This is a genomic window from Pyrinomonas methylaliphatogenes (assembly GCF_000820845.2).
Taxonomy (GTDB): Bacteria; Acidobacteriota; Blastocatellia; order Pyrinomonadales; family Pyrinomonadaceae; genus Pyrinomonas; species Pyrinomonas methylaliphatogenes.
In genome coordinates this window covers 127032-146002 of the sequence record NZ_CBXV010000006.1, presented here as the reverse complement: position 1 = coordinate 146002, position 18971 = coordinate 127032, and the positions used below count along the sequence as shown (strand labels likewise).

Genomic DNA, 18971 nt, shown 5'->3' with positions numbered 1-18971 from the left:
TCGCTTTGACTTCTTTCGATTGAAATCAACGACCCGCAAAACCCTCACGCGCCGCCTAACTCAGCTTCGCTTTGACGAGCTCGCTCACGGTGCGCCCATCGAAACTTCTGCCGGCCAAGCGCGCTTGAGCTGCCTTCATCACTTTGCCCATGTCGCGGATCGAAGTCGCGCCCGTTTCGGCGATGGCTTCAGCGACGGCCCGCTCGATCTCTTCTGGCGTAGCGGCTTGCGGCAGATAGGATTCGATGATTTCGATCTCGGCGCGTTCCTTGTCCGCCAGTTCCTGCCGCCCTCCGCGCTCGTATTGTTCGGCGGCCTCTTGCCGCTGTTTGATGAGCGACCGGAGCATCTTGATGATCTCATCATCGCTCAGTTCGCCGCCCTTCTCGATCTCCCGGTTGGTGAGGGCGGCCTTGACCATCCGAAGCGTCGAGGTCCGCAACGCATCTTGGCTTTTCATCGCGGCGGTCATGTCAGATAGAATGCGTCTCTTCAAACTCATCGACTCTCTCCCTCCTTTCGAAAAACTCGGCTTTGACGCGCGCTAGGTGCGCGCGCAAGAAACGCCCGGTGTGTGAACGATCGACGCGCGCCACCTCCTCCGGCGTGCCACAGGCGACGACATGACCGCCGGCCTCGCCGCCTTCCGGCCCGAGGTCGATGATGTAGTCGGCGGCCTTTATCACGTCAAGGTTATGTTCGATGACGATCAAAGAGCCTCCGGCTTCGATGAGCGAGCGGAAGGCGTGAAGCAGTTTGTTGATATCATCGAAGTGGAGTCCTGTGGTCGGTTCGTCGAAGATGTAGAGCGCGTGTGATCCGGTCTTCTTCGCCAGATGCGCCGCGAGTTTGACGCGCTGCGCTTCGCCGCCCGACAAGGTCGTTGCCGATTGGCCCAGTCGTAAGTAACCTAAACCGACTTCATCGAGCACGCGCAGGCGGCTCGTTATCTTCGGCACATCGCGGAAGAAGAGGAGCGCTTCGCGCACCGTCATGTTGAGCACTTCGTGAATGTTCTTGCCGCGATAGCGGATGTCGAGAATGTGTTGTTTGAAGCGCGTCCCCTTACACTCTTCGCAGACGAGTTCAACGTCGGCGAGGAATTGCATTTCGATCGTCACCGTACCGCTGCCCTCGCACACATCGCAGCGACCGCCCGGAACGTTGAAGGAGAAGTGGGCGGGATCGAGCCCCTGCGCGCGCGCTTCGCGCGTCGCCGCGAAGACCTCGCGGATCGCATCGTAGGCTTTGATGTAAGTGACCGGGTTGGAGCGCGGCGTGCGCCCGATGGGCGATTGGTCCACCATGACGACATCATCCAGATATTGACCGCCATCGAGACGGCGGAACGCGCCGACAGGTCCTTGCCATTCGCCGCGCTGCTTCTTCAATCCGGCATAGATGCAATCGTACACGAGCGTCGATTTGCCGGAGCCAGAGACGCCCGTCACACACACGAGCAGGTCGAGCGGGATATCGAGATCGATGTTCTTCAAGTTGTGCTCGCTCGCGCCGCGCAGTTGCAACTTGCGTTTGCCCGGCTTCTTCCGCTGTTTCGGCTCTTTGATCTCGAGGTCGCCGCGCAGATAACGGGCCGTCAGTGACGTCGGATGTCGCAGCAGCCCTTCGTAGTTCCCCTCGTAGACGATCTGCCCGCCGAGTTCTCCGGCGGCTGGACCGATGTCGAGGATGTGATCGGCGGCGCGGATCATCTCCGCATCGTGTTCGACGACGAGCACCGTGTTGCCCAGATCGCGCAAGTTCTGTAACAGACGGATGAGACGTTGGCTGTCGCGCGGGTGCAACCCGATCGAAGGTTCGTCGAGAACGTAAAGGGCGCCGACGAGCGATGAACCGAGGCTCGTCGCGAGCTGTATGCGTTGCGCTTCGCCGCCCGACAGGGTCGAAGCCAATCGGTCCAGCGTCAGATATTCCAGCCCGACGTCGATGAGGAACTGAAGGCGGCTTCTGATCTCGAGGAGCAAGCGTTCGGCGATCGCCGATTGTTCGGGCGTAAGTTGCAGCGAGTTGAAGAAGGCCGCCGCGTCCTTGATCGACAGCGCGCACACTTCGGGCAAGGTCTTGCCGCCGACGCGCACATCGCGCGCTTCCTGCCTGAGGCGCCCACCGCCGCAGTCGGGACAGACGGTGTAGCCTCGATATTTGGCCAGAAAGACGCGCACGTGAAGTTTATACTTCTTCGTTTCGAGCCAATCGAAGAAACCGCGCACGCCGCCCCATTCCCCTTTGCCTTCGATGATCGCGCGTTGCTGCGCGCGCGTCAGTTCGTTGAACGGCACGTTCATCGGGATCTTCTCCGCGCGGCAGAAGCGGCGCAGCTCATCTCTGGCCCAATCGAACTGCGGTTTGGTCCACGGTTCGATCGCCCCTTGCTCCAGCGTCAAGCTCGGATCGGGGATGACGAGATTGAGATCCAAGCCGATGATGTTGCCGAAGCCTTGGCAGGTCGGACAAGCGCCATACGGGTTGTTGAAGCTGAATAGGCGCGGCTCCGGTTGGGCGTAAACCGTGCCGTCGTATTTGCACTCGAACCGTTCGGAGAAGCGCAAGAAGCGTGGTTCTGGCTCGACCGTCTCGATGATGGCCGTCCCGTGTCCTTCGCGAAAGCATGTTTCGAGTGAATCGACGAGCCGCCCGCGCGCATCGGCCCGGGCGACCAGCCGATCGACGAGGACGTAAACGCCGTTGAAATCCGGGAGATTGTAATCTTCCGGCGTGCGCAGTTCGAACGTCTCTGCGCCGCGCCGGAAGCGCGTGAAACCGCGCTGCATCAAGCTCATCACGTGAGCTTTGACGGCATTAGCCGAAAGCGCCTCGTCGCGCGAGACCTTTTTGCGCGCGCGCGGTCTATTCGCCCCGTTCTCTTCCAAATAGAGGCCCGCGTCAGCCGGGAAGAGGACGTAAAAGCGCGTCCCTTCGGGAAGAGCGCTGAGCGTCTCAGCGGCGGCTGATTCGGGCGAGTCGCGATGGACCGCGCGCCCGCAGACGCGGCAGATGGTCGTGCCGACGCGCGCGAATAGAAGTCGCAGGTAATCGTAAATCTCGGTTTGCGTGCCGACGGTCGAGCGCGGATTGCGCGTCGAGTTCTTCTGGCGAATGGCGATGGCGGGCGGGATGCTCGAGATCTCATCGACCTCGGGTTTATCCATGCGTTCGAGGAATTGGCGCGCGTAGGCCGAAAGCGATTCGACATAGCGGCGTTGCCCTTCGGCATAGATCGTGTCGAAGGCGAGCGAAGATTTGCCCGAACCTGAAACTCCGGTGACGACCGTTAAACGTTCGATGGGGATGGAGAAGGTGATGTTCTTCAGGTTATTGACGCGCGCGCCGCGCACGATGATCGCATCTTGAGCCATTTCTTGCATCACCCAATGCTTCCCTTAGCTAAGCGGGGAAAAAAGAGATGATAGCGCAAAACGCCGCGGTCATGAAGCAAGCGAGAGGAAGCTTTTGCCTATGAAGGGAGATTCGCTATCAGCATGAAGGGAGGTCTTCCGCTTGGTTCTGCGATCGCCACACGCCTTTCTCGTCGCTTTTGAGAGCCCTTCTGCGGCTGTTCCCGGCGGGCTGCACATAAGCGATGGATCCGTAGTCATGTTGAAAAGTTGAGATTGGCGAGTCCAGCTGCCATCCGAGATTTCGGACGATATCCGAAATTTCGGATGGCAGCTTCCTTCATTTTGCGAGATGATGGGCCATTTGAGCGATTCTTTCAGCCCATAATCTATGGTACGCGACTTGCCGTGGCTCATCAGAGTTCGTCTTTAACTTAGACCTTGGAGGGAAGGTTAATGGTCAAGCGAGTCTCTGTTCTTCTGCTGGCGGCATTGCTTACCGCCGCTGACCTATGCGCAGACGAGCCGCGGCACGGTCACTGGGACTGTCAGTGACCCTAACGGCGCGGTGATCGCGGGCGCGACGGTAACGTTATTGAATACGCAAACGAATCAAACGCGCACCACCACGACGAACGAGGCGGGGCTTTACCGCTTCGATGCGGTCGATTTGGGAATTTACGATCTGAGCATCTCCGCCGATGGATTTAAGCCCGTAAGCATCCGGAGCATTCAGGTTCAAGCCAACCGCATTGCGACGTTCGATGTTCAGTTGGAGATCGGCACCACTTCGGTCGTCGTAGACGTGAATGCGAGCGCGACCGAGATATTGCAAAAGAGCGACGCTGTTCGTGGCGGCAACTTTACACCGCGGCAGGTGACGCAGTTGCCATCGAGCGGTCTAAATCCGTATGACTTTGCCCGTTTATTGCCTGGGGTTGTCACGGCGACTGGAGGAGCGTCGTTTGGCAACGCCTCGCAGTTTTCCGTCAACGGGCAGCGCCCGCGCGGCAACAACTATCTGATCGATGGGACGGAAAATAACGATATTTCGGTCACTGGACCGGCAACGCAGATCAACAACGATGATGCGATCGCTGAAGTTTCGGTTCAAACCGGATTGTTCAGCGCCGAGTTCGGGCGCGCTGGCGGCGGCATTTTCAATCTGATCACTAAATCGGGCACGAATGAGTTTCATGGCACCGCTCGCTGGCTCATCTCTTCGCAGGCTTTTAATGCGACGACCAATGGCCAGCGACTCGCTGGGTTGAGCAAGCCGCCGGTCTTCACCGAAAATATTTTCGGCGGGACCATTGGCGGTCCACTCCCTCTCCCGCATTTCGGCGAAGGTGGACCGGTAGTTATAAACGGGCGCGATCGAACCTTCTTCTTCTTTGGGATTCAGTGGGATCGCTATCGATCGACAGCCAATTTCGGCCCATTCCGCGTGCCGACGGAAGCGGGGGTGGCCAGATTGCGTCAACTCTTTCCGGCAGGCACGAACCCGCGAGTTGACCTCTATCTGAACGCGATCGGCGCGGCACGGGGCGTGACTACTTTGCGGAATATCGCGCTCGGGGTTGGACCCACAGGGACGGGAGCCGTGATCGATCGCGGCCAGATCGAAACCGGTTTGATCGGCATTTCTGCCGGGCAGAAGTCGAACGATCGACAGTACGTGATTCGCATCGATCACTCGATCAACGAGCGTCACAAGTTGGCCTTCCGTTACCTCGACGATGATTCGATCACGACGCCGAGCGCGATGAATTCGCCTTTCTTTACCACCGACTTCAACGGCATTTCGCGTAACTTCCTCGTCACCTACACATGGATCGTGAACCCGACCATTACCAACGAGTTGCGCGTCTCTCCGTATGGCAAGATAGATTTCGAGTTTCCGATCTCGCCGTCGGATCCGCCGCTCGCCTTCACCTTGCAACGGATTGCCATCAGCGAGGTCTCCGGGATTGGGATCAATACGAACATCCCGCAATTCCGTCGCGCGAATAATTACCTCGTGCAAGATACGATGACCAAAGTCTTCGGCGCCCATACCTTCCGGTTCGGCGTCGAACTGCTCTGGCAGCGCGCGCGACAGCGTCCACCGTTTAACGAACGCGGTTCATTCACCTTCAACCCCGGCGGTGGGTATACGGGATTGGCAAACTTCATCGATAACTTCAGCGGTTCGAGCGGCAACGCGAACATAAACTTCGGCACACCGTTCTACCGTCCAAATCTCTTCCGCCACAGCTATTTCTTCCAAGATACATGGAAAGCGACGCCGAATCTGACCTTGACGCTTGGGTTGCGTTACGAGAATTTCGGTCAACCGGCCAATAGCGCCTTCAAATATCCGGCCTTCGCTGGCTTCGATCCGGCGCGATTCCTCATCCCGAACAAAGTCGAAGTCGATAACAATAACTTCGGGCCGGTGGTCGGTTTCGCTTACTCTCCCGGGTTTGATTCGGGAATCCTCGGTCACCTTTTGCGGAAGGACCGTAGCGTCATTCGCGGTGGCTACCAAGTGAGCTACGACACCTTCTTCAACAACATGCTGTCGAATATCGCCGCCGACTCGCCGAACAACACATCAACGACCACCACCGCTCCCTCTTCGGGGCGCGGCTTGGCTAATTTCTATCCGGGCGCGCTACCAGCGACGCCGCGCACCCCGACGCCGCTCGATTCACAGACCTCGGTCTTCAATCCGAAGATCCGCAATCCTTACACGCAGCGTTGGTCGCTCGGGGTACAACGACAGTTGCCGTTGGATCTCGTGATGGATCTATCTTATGTCGGTTCGGCTGGAAGGAAGCTCTTCGTCACCGAAGATCTCAACCCCGTAGTCAATCCGGCGACTGGCGCGCGCCTTTACCCGAATCTTGGAATTCGCCGATATCGGTCGAGCGGAGCCAACTCCGATTACCACGCGATGCAGCTGCGCGTTGATCGGCGATTCGCGCGAGGTTTTCAAGTCAACGCTTCCTACACTTGGTCCAAGTTGATCGACCAGATCAGTGAAATCTTTGCGACGGGACAGACCAATTCAGCGTTGGCTTCTGTGCCGGCTTTTCAAGGGGGACTCAAACTGGACCGCGCTGTGTCGGATTATCATCGGGCGCACCGGTTGACGATCAGCTATATTTGGGAGATACCTGGTCCGACGCGGGGCTTCCTTGGCCAAGTTCTGGGCGGATGGCAGATCACCGGTATCACCGTCTTTCAATCTGGCGCACCATTTACGATCGTTAACGGGTTGGATCGGAATGGAGATGGTATAACGACTTCGGACCGGCCAGATGTCGGCAACCCGAACGCGCCACATAACACGCGCGCTCAAGTTGTGGCGACATCCGTATGCGCGACCGGGTTGCGCAATCCGGACACTGGACAGTGCGTTACGCGCAACGACGTATACGTGATTCAAGTTCCAGCCGGTTCCGGATTCCCCGGCGCAGCCACGCTTGGCCGGAACACCGAACGCTCGAAGCCGGTGGAGAATTTCGATATGAGCTTCTTCAAGATCTTCCGCTTACGCGAAAACATCAAGCTCGAATACCGGCTCGAAACATTTAACATCTTCAACCATCCGCAATTTACCGGCGTTCCATCGAACGACGTCACTTCGACGCAGGCAGGCAGTTTCCTAAACTACAATCTGATAGACGGCGGTGGAAGAACAATGCGGATGGGATTGAAGCTTATCTTCTAGCCGAGCGGTAGGCCGTCCGAGTAAACTCCGGCGATTCGAAGCGGAAAGGATTCGAATCCTTTCCGCTTCGCTCTCTTTGTAAAGCGATGTTGAGAGGGCAAGTCTGAGTGGGAACGAAGGCGCAGATGGAGAGCTGAACCGCATATCAGGGCTAAAGGCGGCGCGTGGTCATAATCTGAGGATCTACCCCTTTGAGTTTGAGGAGATCTGGCGATCATCACAGGCGTCCGTTTGGTCATGGCTATCTATCCTTCGCGGTTAGGTGAAGTTGGGTTATGCTTGGTTAAATGGTAACTCTCTCATCGAGTTAGGATGGTGGTTGGGGAGCCGTAGATCGGAAGTTCTAAATCGAGTTTCTAGAAGGAGAGCATGCGGATGGTGGCTAGCAAACCGTTTTTTATTGCGATCATCACCCTATTTTTCATAGGGGGGGCTCGGGCGCAAGGGACAAGTGCGACTGAGCCGCGCGACGAAAAGCTCTGGCAGCGCGCGTTGCGCCTTCATCGTTCGGCCATCGTCGTCGATGGGCACAATGACATTACGACGCCGATGGTCGATGAGGGCTATGATATCGGCCAACCCTCGAAGGGGAAATATCACACGGACCTTCAACGGATGAAGGAAGGCGGCATTACGGGGCAATTCTTCTCCATTTATGTGGATCGCCGGTTCGTCAAAGAGTGCGGATCGGCGCGGCGCGCGCTCGACATGATCGATATGGTCTATCGCGCCGTCGAACGCCACCCGGACGAGATGATGATCGCGACTTCGGCGGCGGACATTCGGCGGGCGAAGAAAGAGGGCAAGATCGCGGCGCTGATGGGCATCGAGGGCGGTCATGCGATCGAGAATTCGCTGATGGCGCTCAGAGATTTCTATCGCCTGGGCGTGCGCTATATGACTTTGACGCATAACAACACGAACGATTGGGCCGATTCGTGTTGCGACACGCCGCGCCACAACGGGCTTTCGGATTTCGGCAAGGAAGTGGTGCGCGAGATGAACCGGCTCGGAATGCTCGTCGATATCTCACACGTTTCCGATAAGACGATGAGCGACGTGCTCGACATCTCGCGTGCGCCTGTCATCGCATCGCACTCTTCGGCGCGCGCGCTCGCCAACCATCCGCGCAACATCCCCGACGACATCTTGCGCCGCATCGCTAAAAACGGCGGCGTCGTGATGGTCAACTTCTACCCGCTCTTCATCGATCAGAACGCGATCAACGCTTCCAGAGAACGGGAAGCTCGTCTCAAGCCGCAGCTCGAAGCGTTGCGCGAGAAGTACAAAGGCGATCCGAAACGGCTCGAGGAAGAGACCCGAAAACTCTACGCGGCGAATCCGTTGCCGCCCACCCCTCTTTCCGTGCTGATCGATCACATCGATCATATCGCCAAGGTAGCCGGAGTGGATCACGTCGGACTCGGTTCGGATTTCGATGGCGTGACGAGTCTACCGGTCGGCATGGAGGATGTCGCGCAACTCCCGAAGATCACATACGAACTGTTGCGGCGTGGGTACAGCGAGCAGGATATACGCAAGATCCTCGGCGGGAATTTGCTGCGCGTGATGGAAGAGGCCGAGCGCGTCGCGCGGCAGATGAGCCATTCGATCAGCGGCGAAGGGAGCGTGAAGCGACTGGAGAAGACGTCGGCCTCGAACGATTAGAGGGTTTTGAGCGCGCCGCTGCCATCCTGCACGTGTTACAATCTTACAATCGTTCAGCCGGATGCGGGTCGGAGTCTACATCCATATCCCGTTCTGCGTGGCGCGTTGCTCGTACTGCGATTTCGCGACGACGCGCTACCACCGCGAACTGGTCGAACGCTATGTCCGCGCCGTCGTTCGCGAGATCGAAAACTTCGCGGCGCAGGATGAAAGGCCGGAGTGCGATAGCATCTACTTGGGCGGCGGGACGCCGAGCACGCTCGCGCCCTCGCACGTGGCCCTTCTGCTTGAAGCCGTTCGGGCGCGCTTCCGCGTGTCGAACGAGGCAGAGGTGACGATGGAGGTTGATCCGGCGACGGCGGATCGGCCATCGCTCGATGAGTTCCGTCAGCTCGGCGTCAATCGCATAAGCGTCGGAGCGCAATCCTTCGACGATGAGGAGTTGCGCCGTTTGCGCCGCGCTCATACGGCGGCGGACACCGTTCGAACCGTCGCGCAGTTGCGGGCCGTCGGTTTCCGCAACCTCAACCTCGATCTGATCGCCGGATTGCCGCGCCAAACGCTCGCCGGTTGGCGGCGCAATCTGGAGCTTGCGCTCAGTCTTCGTCCGGAGCATATGTCGCTTTACCTGCTCGAGGTGCACCCGGGGACGCCGCTCGCTCGTGAAATCGAGCGTGGCATCTCTCCGCCGCCCGATGAGGATCTTGCGGCGCGAATGTATGAAGCGATGATCGAGCGGTTGGAGGAGGCCGGTTACGAACATTACGAGATCTCGAACTTCTGTCTGCCCGGGCGGGTTGCGCGTCACAACATGAAGTACTGGACCGGCGCGCCCGTCTACGGTTTCGGCTGCTCCGCTCATTCGTTCGATGGGAGGCGCAGGCGTTGGGCCAATGAACGTTCGACCGCGCGATACATCCGCTCGATCGAAGAGCGAGGGCGCGCGATCGTCGAGGAGGTCGAGTTGGATGATGATGCGGCGCGCGCCGAAGCGCTGTTCCTCGGTCTACGCCTGATGCGTGGGATCGATCTGCGAGCTTACGCCGCGCGGTTCGGTTATGATGTGCGGCGCGAGCGCGGAAACGAACTGGCGCGGCTGAACGAAGCCGGCTTGATCGAGATTCGAGGCGATCGGTTGCGCTTGACGAACAGGGGGGCGTTGTTGTCGAACGAGGTCTTCGTCGCGCTCATTTGAACGATAACGCGATAGATGGCTCGCGCCGACGATCATGAAAGAACACATCTTCGTCTACGGGACGCTGCGTCCGGAATGTGCGCCTGAAGAGGTGAAGGCCCTGATACGCGGTTTGAGCTTCGTGGGGCAAGCGCGCGTGCGTGGGAAGCTTTACGATCTCGGCCCGTATCCGGGCGCGGTCGCTTGTGATGACGAATCGGCGGAGATCAGGGGCGATCTTTTCGCTTTGCCCGCAGACAGGTTGCGCGCTTTGGACGAGTATGAAGGGTATGATCCGCGAGACGAACGTGGCAGTCTCTTTGTGCGACGGCGAACGATCGCCACGCTCGATGATGGGCAGCGGATCGAATGTTGGATCTACTTCTACAACGGACGAGTTGACGCCGCCCGTTTGATCCCGGGCGGCGATTACCTCGATTATTTGCGCGAGAAAGCGGGGCGGCGGTAGGTGCGCGCCCGAGCGCGTTCCGAAGGAAGAGGCGATGATTGATCTACGCAGCGACACGGTCACGCGACCGACACCGGCGATGCGGCGCGCGATGGCTGAAGCCGAGGTGGGCGATGACGTGTACGGGGAGGACCCGACCGTCAATCGCTTGCAGGAACGGGCGGCGGAGATTTTCGATAAGGAGGCCGCGCTTTTCGTGCCGACCGGTTCGATGGGAAATCAGATCGCCGTCAAGCTCCACACAAGCCCCGGTTCGGAAGTCATCATCGAAGAGCGCGGCCACATCTTCAATTTCGAGATGGCGGCGATGGCGGTCATCTCGGGCGCGCTCGCGCGCCCCGTCAGAAGTCGAGATGGGAGCGGTCATCTCACGTGGGATGAGATCGAAGCGGCGCTTCATGCGGGTGGGCCATATTACATCGCTCCGACGCGTTTGATTGCGCTCGAAAACACGCACAATCTGGCGGGCGGGACGGTGATGCCGCGCGCCCAGATGGAGGAGATCTGTCGTCGCGCACACGCGCTCGGTATCCCGGTTCATCTCGACGGGGCACGCATCTTCAATGCTGCGGTCGCGCTGGGCGAGACGGTAGCCGCGCTCGCTGGTCCAGCCGATTCGGTGATGTTCTGTTTGTCGAAGGGATTGGGGGCTCCCGTCGGTTCGATGCTGCTTGGTTCGAGGGAGTTCATCGAAGAGGCGCGACGATGGCGTAAACTTCTAGGCGGGGGGATGCGTCAAGCTGGCGTGCTCGCCGCCGCCGCGCTCGTCGCGCTGGAGGAGACGCCGCCGCGCCTGTTCGAAGACCATCTGAAAGCGCGCCGATTGGCCGAAGGGCTGGCGGAGTTGCCGGGCGTCTCCGTCGATTTGGAGCGCGTCGTGACGAACATCGTCATCTGCGACTTATCGGGTGCGAGAAAGGATGCCGCGACGGTTTGCGCGCGGCTGCGCGAACGCGGCGTCCTCGCCTCAAGCTTTGGCGATCGGATACGCTTCGTGACACACTATGACATCTCGCGCGAAGATATCGAAAAAGCGCTTCGGGCTTTTCGCGAAGCGCTCCATTGAGGTCGAACGATGCGTAGAAATCTCCCGATCATCGCGATCGATGGCCCTTCCGGGGCGGGCAAATCGACTTTAGGGCGCATGATCGCGCGCGCCCTCGGTCTCCTTTACATCGACACCGGAGCGATGTATCGCGCCATCGCCTTGGCCGTTTTGCGTTCGCGGGCGAAGTTTACGGACACTGCGGCTATCGCTGAGCTGGCCCGCCGCGCGCGCATCGAACTTTCCGGCGATCCGAGCAGTCTGCGCGTCATGCTCGACGGCGAAGATGTGTCGGATGAGATCCATTCCGAACAGGTGAGTCATGTGGCATCGTTGATCTCGGCGATCCCCGAAGTGCGGCGCGAGATGGTCAAGCAGCAGCGCGAATTGGGGGCGCGCGGCGGCGTCCTCGTTGGGCGCGACATCGGAACGGTCGTCTTCCCGGACGCCGATGTGAAGTTCTTCCTGACGGCGACCCCTGAGGAACGGGCGCAGCGACGCTATGAAGAGGACCGCGCGCGCGCACAGGATTTGACTTTTGATGATGTCCTGCGCGAGATCAACATCCGCGATGAGCGCGACTCGACGCGCGCCGACTCCCCGTTGCGCATCGCCGATGATGCCGTCGTCATCGATACCACGGAGCTGTCGATCGATGAGGTCTTCGAGCGCATGATGAAGGTGATCCGTGAGAAGCGGGCGGCGGGGGAGAGTCAATCGGCCCCATAAAATCACGTGAGCGTTTGAGAGTATGTTTACCGGGATCGTCGAAGAACTCGGTCGCGTGCGCGAGTTCACCCGATGCGGTGAGAACGGCCGCCTCGTCATCGAGGCGCGGACGGTGACCGAAGATCTGCGCGAAGGGGAATCGGTTTGCGTGAGCGGCGTCTGTTTGACGGCCTTCGACGTGCGAGCCGATTCCTTCGCCGCCGATTGTTCGCGCGAGACTTTGCAACGCACGACCTTAGGCGGATTGCGCCGCGGTTCGTTCGTCAATCTGGAGCGTGCGGTGACGCTTGCGACCAGGCTGGGCGGGCACCTCGTGCAGGGACATGTCGATGGTCGCGGGCGGTTGCTCCGAGTCGAAAGCCACGGCGAATCGTGGACCGTGCGCATCGGTTATCCGCCGGAACTGGGGCGGTATCTTGTCTTTAAAGGTTCAATTGCGGTCGAGGGGATCAGTTTGACGATCGCCGCATTGGCCGATGATCACTTCGAGGTCGCCGTCATCCCGAAGACGTGGGAGTTGACCAATTTGCGGCACCTACAGCCGGGCGATGAGGTGAACCTCGAGGTCGATATAATCGCCAAGTACGTCGAGCGGCTCCTGACGGTTGGCCGCGGAGAGCTTTCCCGTAACGCCTCGGGTTAAGTTAAGATCATCGCAGTGAAGTCTTCCTGTCGGATACCGGATGCGCTTATGCCTTTCGCTTCGATTGAAGATGCGGCGGCGGATTTACGCGAGGGCCGCATGATCATCATCGTCGATGACGAGAACCGCGAGAACGAAGGCGATCTCGCGTGCGCGGCGGAGAAGGTGACGCCGGAAATCGTCAATTTCATGGCGACGCACGCGCGCGGCCTCATTTGCCTCGCTCTTACGGAGGAGCGGTGTCGTGAGCTCAATCTGACGATGCAGACCGAGGACAACACCTCGAATTTCGGCACGGCTTTCACCGTGTCGATCGATGCGCGGCGAGGCGTGACGACCGGCATCTCGGCGGCGGATCGCGCGACGACGATCCTAACGGCGGTCGATCCGAAAACGAAGCCATCGGATCTGGCGCGCCCTGGACACGTCTTCCCGCTGCGCGCGCGGCGTGGCGGAGTGCTCGTCCGCCCAGGGCAAACGGAGGCGATCGTCGATCTGGCGCGCATCGCCGGTCTTTATCCGGCGGGCGTCATCTGTGAGATCATGAACCCGGATGGGACGATGGCGCGGCTGCCGCAGCTCGAAGAGTTTGCGCGACGACACGATTTGAAGATAGTCTCGGTCGCCGATCTGATCCGTTATCGTATGAGCAAGGAGGTGCTCGTGCGGCGCGTCGTCGAAACGGATCTGCCGACCGTGCATGGGACCTTCCGCGCCATCGCGTTTGAGAACGTCATCAACGGCGATGTGCACTTGGCGATGGTGATGGGCGACGTGCGGACGCCCGAACCCGTACTCGTGCGCGTCCATACGGAGAACGTCGCGGGCGACGTGTTCGGTTCGCTCTTGAACGACACGGGACGCCAATTGCAAGTGGCGTTAAGGAAGATCGCGGAAGCTGGGCGTGGCGTCGTGCTCTACTTGAAGCAGCGCGAGCACGGTCTCGATCTCATCCATCAATTGCGCACTTACGCCGTGATGCAGGAACGCGGCGTATCGTTCGAAGAGGCGAGCGCCGAGACCGGATACGGGTTGGATCGCAACTATGGCGTCGGCGCCCAGATACTGCATGAATTGGGATTACGGCGCATCCTACTGTTGACGAATCATCCGCCACAGCTTTCGGCCCTCGAAGGTTTTGAACTCGAGATAGTGGGCCATCTGCCGCTCGGCGCGGAAGAGGAGTTGGCGGCATCGCGCACCCCCGACGATTGAGCGTTCAGGCTCTCCCCCACCGCTAAGCATCCGAAACGGTTTCCGCCTTGCGCTTTGTGCGCGCGGACAGTAGTTTATCAAAGATCCTCGGATGGTGGATGGCTCTCTATGCCGACGGATGAGCATGACGGACAGCAAGAGGCGTTGAAGGCAGAACAGGATGGGCGCGCTCGGAAAACGCGCTGGCCTTTGATGACGCGCCGCCGCGCGTGGTGGACGTTCATCGTTCTGACATCTCTCGTCATGGCTGTCCTGCTTGCGGGCGTCATCTTCTATCGCAGCGGGCAGTTGGATGCGCTCATCGCCAGACAGATCATCAACACATTGAGCAATTACAACATTCGCGCGGAGATCGAGGGTTTCCATTTTCAGATCGGTCTGCGGACGGCGGAAATTCGCGGACTCGTCCTTTACAACGCCGCGACCGGTCAATTGATCGGGCGCGTCCGTCGCCTGATTGCGCGCGTGGCGATCAGGGATCTGTTTGCGCTCAAGCTCGAACGTAACATCGATCTCGAGTCGCTCGACGTCGAAGGGCTGGAGCTATGGGTGACGTTTGACGAACACGGTCGGTCGAATTTCGATGGATTGCGATTGCCGCCGCCGGAGCCGAACCGCCGCATCCTCTTCTCGTATTCGACGGCGCAGATCCGTTTGAAAGATTCGATCATTCATTACGATGACGCGCAACACAGCTTGGCGGGCGAAGCGCGCGACGTTAGACTGACGCTCGAGCCGGAGAATCCGCAGGTGCCGACCGTTGGTTGGGCCAATCGCTTCACGCTCGCTCTCTCTAATTCCAACTTCGCCTTCGACGATAGACGGATCGCCGATCTGAGCATCGCGGCACGCGGCCTGATCAACCAAACGAGCGCGCGCGTTGACGATCTGATCTTGCGTTCGCCCGTAATGGAGGCGCAGCTTACGGGCACGTTCGATGATTGGCGCCGCTTGCGCTACCGCTTCGAAGTCAATTCAAACGTTGATCTGACGCGCCTCTCCGAAGTCCTCGGCCCAGAGGTCGCCTTGCGCGGCGCCGGTACGTTTGCCGGGCATATCGAAGGCGAAGGATCGAGCTATCGTGTCGATGGACGGATCGTCGTCGATGGTGCTGCCATAGATGGCGTTCGTTTACAAGGGTTGAACGTGACGGCGCGGGCTTCCGGACAGAGGGCGAGCTATGAAGCTCAGGGGCGCGCCATTGCCGAGCTGCTCAACGTCGGAGCCATCCGCTTGAACATGGTCCAGCTTGCGGGTGGCGTAATGGGGACGGGGACCGATTTTCGCTGGCTCGGCGAATTGCGCGCTGCCGCCATGCGAAGCGGCAATCTTTCGCTCGCCGATCTGATCTTCAAGGACGTACGCGCTGAGCTTCGTGACCAAACGCTCAGCGCCTTTTCTTCGAACGGATCGGCTTCTTCCATGGCCATCTCTTCCGCCAAGATTCAAGGGGCGCGCGTTTCCGGTCTCCGATTGCGCGTCGAGCGCGGGCAAGCGAGCGCTTCGGTAAAGAACCTGGGCGCGAAGGCCGTCGTCGCGCCGAATCTTCGGGCCGAGGGCGTCGCGGTGAACGGCGTCTCTCTCAAGCAAGAAGGCGGAGCATCGCGCGTCACTGCGGAAAACTTGCGCCTCGATTCTTTAGCTGCGGCGGGAGCGCATACCGGAAGTTTGAACATCGCCGGAGTGCGACTGAGGATCATCGGCGGGCGAATCGAAGGCGCAACCGATGACATAAAAGTTGGCCCAGTCAGCTTGGATAACGGGCGAATCGAGGATGTCAAACTGGCGCGTCCGATCTTCGTTATTGATACGCGGGGGAATTATCGCGCGAGCGCCGATCTGAGCTTAGGCGGCGGTGTGCTTGGCGAGATGAGACTCGGTCGCGCTTCGAGTCGGGTCATCGCCTCTAACGGTCGGGTCCAGTTTCAAGATTTCGACGCGGAGTTATTCAATGGCCGTGCCAGCGGCGAGATGACCATCGGCACGACGCGCGGCGTCGCCTCGCGCGTGCAAGCTAAGTTCAACGATGTGGACATCGGCGGGCTTTTAGCTCTTCTCTCAGGGCGCGCCATGCCCGTCGCAAGCCAGGCGAGCGGGGAGGTCGATCTCACGTTTCCGGGCCTGGAGTTCGGCTCTGCCACAGGCACGCTGCGCGCGCAACTTGCGGCTGAGAGCGCTGAGGGGCGCACGCCGGTCGAAGGCGAACTCGCTTTGCGGGCTGAGCGCGGCCTTTTCGCGATCGAACGCGCCAAGTTGCAAGCGGGTGCGACCAGTTTGAGCGCTTCTGGAAATTTCGGCATCGAGCGCGAATCCGATCTGCGGCTTTCGATCGCTTCGACGGATGCTGGCGAATTCGAAAGACTGATTGCTGCGAGCGGTCTTGTGCCGCAGCTTGCGGATGGTTTGGCGAGCTATGGCATAGAATTGGCTGGCCGGTTCAACTTCGATGGTACGGTGCGCGGGGCGTTAACCGATCCGCTGATCGATGGGCGCGCGCGCCTTGATCCGCTCATCGTCAACGGGCGCGAGCTTGGAGCCTTGAGCGCGACGATCGAGCGCGATGCGGGCGAGTTGCGCCTGCTCGACGGAAGGTTGAGCGAGCCGGATGGGGGCGGCATCTCGTTCTCGCTCGTCGCGCCGCGTATGGGCGAAAACAACATACAGCTGCAGGCGACGCTGGACCGGGCCAATGCAGGCAACATCGCAGCCTTCATTCCGGGGGTAAGCGAGGCGCAACGTGCGGAGCTAGCTGCTTTAGGCGATGCTTCCGGACGCCTCACGCTCGATGGATTCCCCAATGCGATGCGCGGCGAAGCCGAACTTCATGTCGGGCCAGGGCGCGTCAAGGATGAGCCGCTACGCGAATTGACCGCGAAGTTGTCGTTTGATGTGAACGAGATCCGCCTCGCGCAACTCGAGGCGCAGTTCGAAGCGGGACGTTTGACCGCTGACGGAACCATCGCGCTCGGCGCGAACGCGCTGCAGGATGCCCGTTTCGATCTACGCGCGCGCGGCGAAGGCGTTCGGCTCGGTCTGCTTGAAGCGCTAGCGGGAACGGAGTGGCCCATTGAAGGCGTGATCGATTTCACCGCTTCCGCATCCGGAAAACTCTCCGATCCTCGGACATATCAACTCACGATCGATGGGCACGGGAAAGAGGTGACGCTCAATGGTCGCCCAGCGGGAGAGTTAACGCTTACCGGGCGCACCGCGGATGGGCAACTCACGCTGCAATTGACGACCGGACTCTTCGGCCAGCCGCATGTCCTTACGGCGCGCATCAACTTGGGCGAAGAGGAATTGCCGGCGGCGATCGAGACGACTTTGACCAACGCCGATCTGGGGCCGCTCTTTGCGGCGCTCTTTCCTTCTACGGGCGTGCGCGTCGCAGGGCGTGTGAGCGGGACGATCCGCGCGAGCGGGCCGCTTTACGGAGCCGAGGGGTTCAGCCTTCAAGCGTTGCGCGGCACGGCGGAGCTGTCGCAACTCGTCGTCATCATCGGCGATACGCAGATCGCCGCCACCGCCCCGCTCAGCGTGCAGTTCTCGCCGCAACAGGTGACGCTCAATGAGACGCGCTTTACTGGACCGGGCACGAACATCGTGATGGGCGGCACGCTCGCGCTCGGACCGCAAGGGAAGCAAGAGTTCACCGCTAACGGTGAATTGAATTTGCGTCTGTTCAACGGACTGTCGCCGAACATCTTCCTCGCCGGGCTTGCGCGCATCGGCTTGCGCGTCAACGGCACTTACACGGACCCGCGTTTGACGGGCACGGCGCAAGTAAGCGGCGCCTCGTTCTCGACGCTGCTCGCCAACGAGCGTTTGACCGTTTCGAGCATCAACGGCTCGATCCGTTTCACATCGAATCAGGCGCAGATCGAATCGCTCGTCGGGCGACTCGGGGGCGGGCGCGTTTCGGTCGCTGGCGGCGCCCTGCTCGATGTGCCGCCGCAGTTTCGCTTCACCGTTCGCGCCGACGATGTCACGGTGCCTTTCCCCGAAGGTTTCAGATCGACGGCTGACGGCGAATTGATCGTGCAGGGTTCGACTGAAGCGCAGATCATCTCTGGGACGATCAATTTGCGTCGCGCTGAATACCGTCGCGACATAGATCTTGCCGATCTGATTAACCGGCGACGAGAACCGAGCCTTACGGAAGGCGGCGGCATGTTCGGGACGGCGACGCAGCTCGATCTTCACATCGAAGGGCGCGATGCCCTCATCGTGCGCAACAACCTGGCCGATGCGGTCGGCTCGGTCGCTCTGCAGATTCGCGGCTCGCTTGAGGATCCGATTATTTCAGGGCGAATCACGGCGACGCGCGGGACGCTCAATTTCCGCAACGATCGATACGACATAGTGCGCGCCAATATAGATCTTCTGCCGCGCGTGAGCGATCCATTATTGAACATTCAAGCCGAGACCGAAATCCGCGGCTATCGCATCATCGTCAATCTGAACGGGCCGCTCTCTTCCGGGTTGCAGGCCAACGTTCGATCGGAGCCATCGTTGCCGCAAGCGGACGTCGTCTCGTTGATCACGACCGGCAACCTCGCTTCGGACGAGCGCACGCTTTCGACCCTCTCGCAGACCGGGCTGGGAACGGCGGCGAGCCTTTTGACCGATGCGCTCATCAATGTACGTGCGCAACGTGCGACCGATCGCCTCTTCGGCTTGAACCGTTTCGAGATCAACCCGCTGATCGCCGGGCGAAGCGGTTCTACTCCGACGGCTCGTTTGACCGTCGGTCGCCAAATCAATCGCAATCTGTCGGTGACATATTCGACCAATTTAACGGCGGAGCAGAATCAAGTGGTCATCGTCGAGTATCGCGTGTCGGATCGGTTGTCGTTCATCGCGCAGTACACGCAGGGGCCTGAGGCGAACATCGCTTCATCGCGCAATAACAACTTCAGCTTTGAAATAAGATTCCGGAAGAGGTTCTGAAGAG

Annotated in this window: 11 protein-coding genes; 9 read left to right on the top strand and 2 right to left on the bottom strand. The window is 59.8% G+C overall.

Features of this window, described 5'->3' with window-relative positions; all coding sequences use genetic code 11:
* Positions 1–55: 55 nt before the first annotated feature.
* Positions 56–502 (bottom strand): GatB/YqeY domain-containing protein, encoded by a 447-nt coding sequence (locus PYK22_RS08930; protein WP_041976331.1) that lies wholly within the window; start codon positions 500–502, stop codon positions 56–58.
* On the bottom strand, positions 474–3386 hold the full coding sequence (uvrA, locus tag PYK22_RS08925; protein ID WP_041976329.1) for an excinuclease ABC subunit UvrA: 2913 nt from the start codon (positions 3384–3386) through the stop codon (positions 474–476). Before uvrA ends, PYK22_RS08930 begins: the two co-directional genes overlap by 29 nt.
* A gap of 442 nt (positions 3387–3828) precedes the next feature.
* Here uvrA and PYK22_RS08920 point away from each other — a divergent pair, with 442 nt between their 5' ends.
* The 9 genes from PYK22_RS08920 (at position 3829) to PYK22_RS08880 (ending at position 18967) form a co-directional block, all read left to right on the top strand.
* Positions 3829–7074, top strand: coding sequence for a TonB-dependent receptor (locus PYK22_RS08920; RefSeq protein WP_328286921.1), 3246 nt, complete (start codon positions 3829–3831; stop codon positions 7072–7074).
* 375 nt (positions 7075–7449) lie between these two features.
* Complete coding sequence (locus PYK22_RS08915; RefSeq protein ID WP_060635502.1) at positions 7450–8742, top strand: membrane dipeptidase; 1293 nt, start codon at positions 7450–7452, stop codon at positions 8740–8742.
* Between the two features lie 61 nt (positions 8743–8803).
* On the top strand, positions 8804–9937 hold the full coding sequence (gene hemW / locus PYK22_RS08910) for a radical SAM family heme chaperone HemW (protein WP_041976325.1): 1134 nt from the start codon (positions 8804–8806) through the stop codon (positions 9935–9937).
* 34 nt (positions 9938–9971) lie between these two features.
* Complete coding sequence (locus tag PYK22_RS08905; protein WP_060635501.1) at positions 9972–10385, top strand: gamma-glutamylcyclotransferase family protein; 414 nt, start codon at positions 9972–9974, stop codon at positions 10383–10385.
* Positions 10386–10419: 34 nt separating this feature from the next.
* Positions 10420–11451, top strand: coding sequence for a threonine aldolase family protein (locus tag PYK22_RS08900; protein WP_041976323.1), 1032 nt, complete (start codon positions 10420–10422; stop codon positions 11449–11451).
* 9 nt (positions 11452–11460) lie between these two features.
* Positions 11461–12159, top strand: a complete 699-nt coding sequence (gene cmk, locus PYK22_RS08895) for a (d)CMP kinase (RefSeq protein ID WP_041976320.1) — start codon at positions 11461–11463, stop codon at positions 12157–12159.
* Between the two features lie 22 nt (positions 12160–12181).
* Positions 12182–12802, top strand: a complete 621-nt coding sequence (locus PYK22_RS08890; RefSeq protein ID WP_041976318.1) for a riboflavin synthase — start codon at positions 12182–12184, stop codon at positions 12800–12802.
* 48 nt (positions 12803–12850) lie between these two features.
* Positions 12851–14017, top strand: coding sequence for a 3,4-dihydroxy-2-butanone-4-phosphate synthase (gene ribB / locus PYK22_RS08885; RefSeq protein ID WP_041976315.1), 1167 nt, complete (start codon positions 12851–12853; stop codon positions 14015–14017).
* 108 nt (positions 14018–14125) lie between these two features.
* Positions 14126–18967 carry a translocation/assembly module TamB domain-containing protein gene (locus PYK22_RS08880; protein ID WP_041976313.1) on the top strand — a complete coding sequence of 1614 codons (4842 nt, stop codon included), beginning with the start codon at positions 14126–14128 and terminating at the stop codon, positions 18965–18967.
* Positions 18968–18971 lie beyond the last annotated feature (4 nt).

What these genes read in the sequence shown, in the direction of transcription:
- PYK22_RS08930 (WP_041976331.1), bottom strand. Translation starts at nt 502, where the DNA reads ATGAGTTTGAAGAGACGCATTCTATCTGACATGACCGCCGCGATGAAA.
- uvrA (WP_041976329.1), bottom strand. Translation starts at nt 3,386, where the DNA reads ATGCAAGAAATGGCTCAAGATGCGATCATCGTGCGCGGCGCGCGCGTC.
- PYK22_RS08915 (WP_060635502.1), top strand. Translation starts at nt 7,450, where the DNA reads ATGGTGGCTAGCAAACCGTTTTTTATTGCGATCATCACCCTATTTTTC.
- hemW (WP_041976325.1), top strand. Translation starts at nt 8,804, where the DNA reads ATGCGGGTCGGAGTCTACATCCATATCCCGTTCTGCGTGGCGCGTTGC.
- PYK22_RS08905 (WP_060635501.1), top strand. Translation starts at nt 9,972, where the DNA reads ATGAAAGAACACATCTTCGTCTACGGGACGCTGCGTCCGGAATGTGCG.
- PYK22_RS08900 (WP_041976323.1), top strand. Translation starts at nt 10,420, where the DNA reads ATGATTGATCTACGCAGCGACACGGTCACGCGACCGACACCGGCGATG.
- cmk (WP_041976320.1), top strand. Translation starts at nt 11,461, where the DNA reads ATGCGTAGAAATCTCCCGATCATCGCGATCGATGGCCCTTCCGGGGCG.
- PYK22_RS08890 (WP_041976318.1), top strand. Translation starts at nt 12,182, where the DNA reads ATGTTTACCGGGATCGTCGAAGAACTCGGTCGCGTGCGCGAGTTCACC.
- ribB (WP_041976315.1), top strand. Translation starts at nt 12,851, where the DNA reads ATGCCTTTCGCTTCGATTGAAGATGCGGCGGCGGATTTACGCGAGGGC.
- PYK22_RS08880 (WP_041976313.1), top strand. Translation starts at nt 14,126, where the DNA reads ATGCCGACGGATGAGCATGACGGACAGCAAGAGGCGTTGAAGGCAGAA.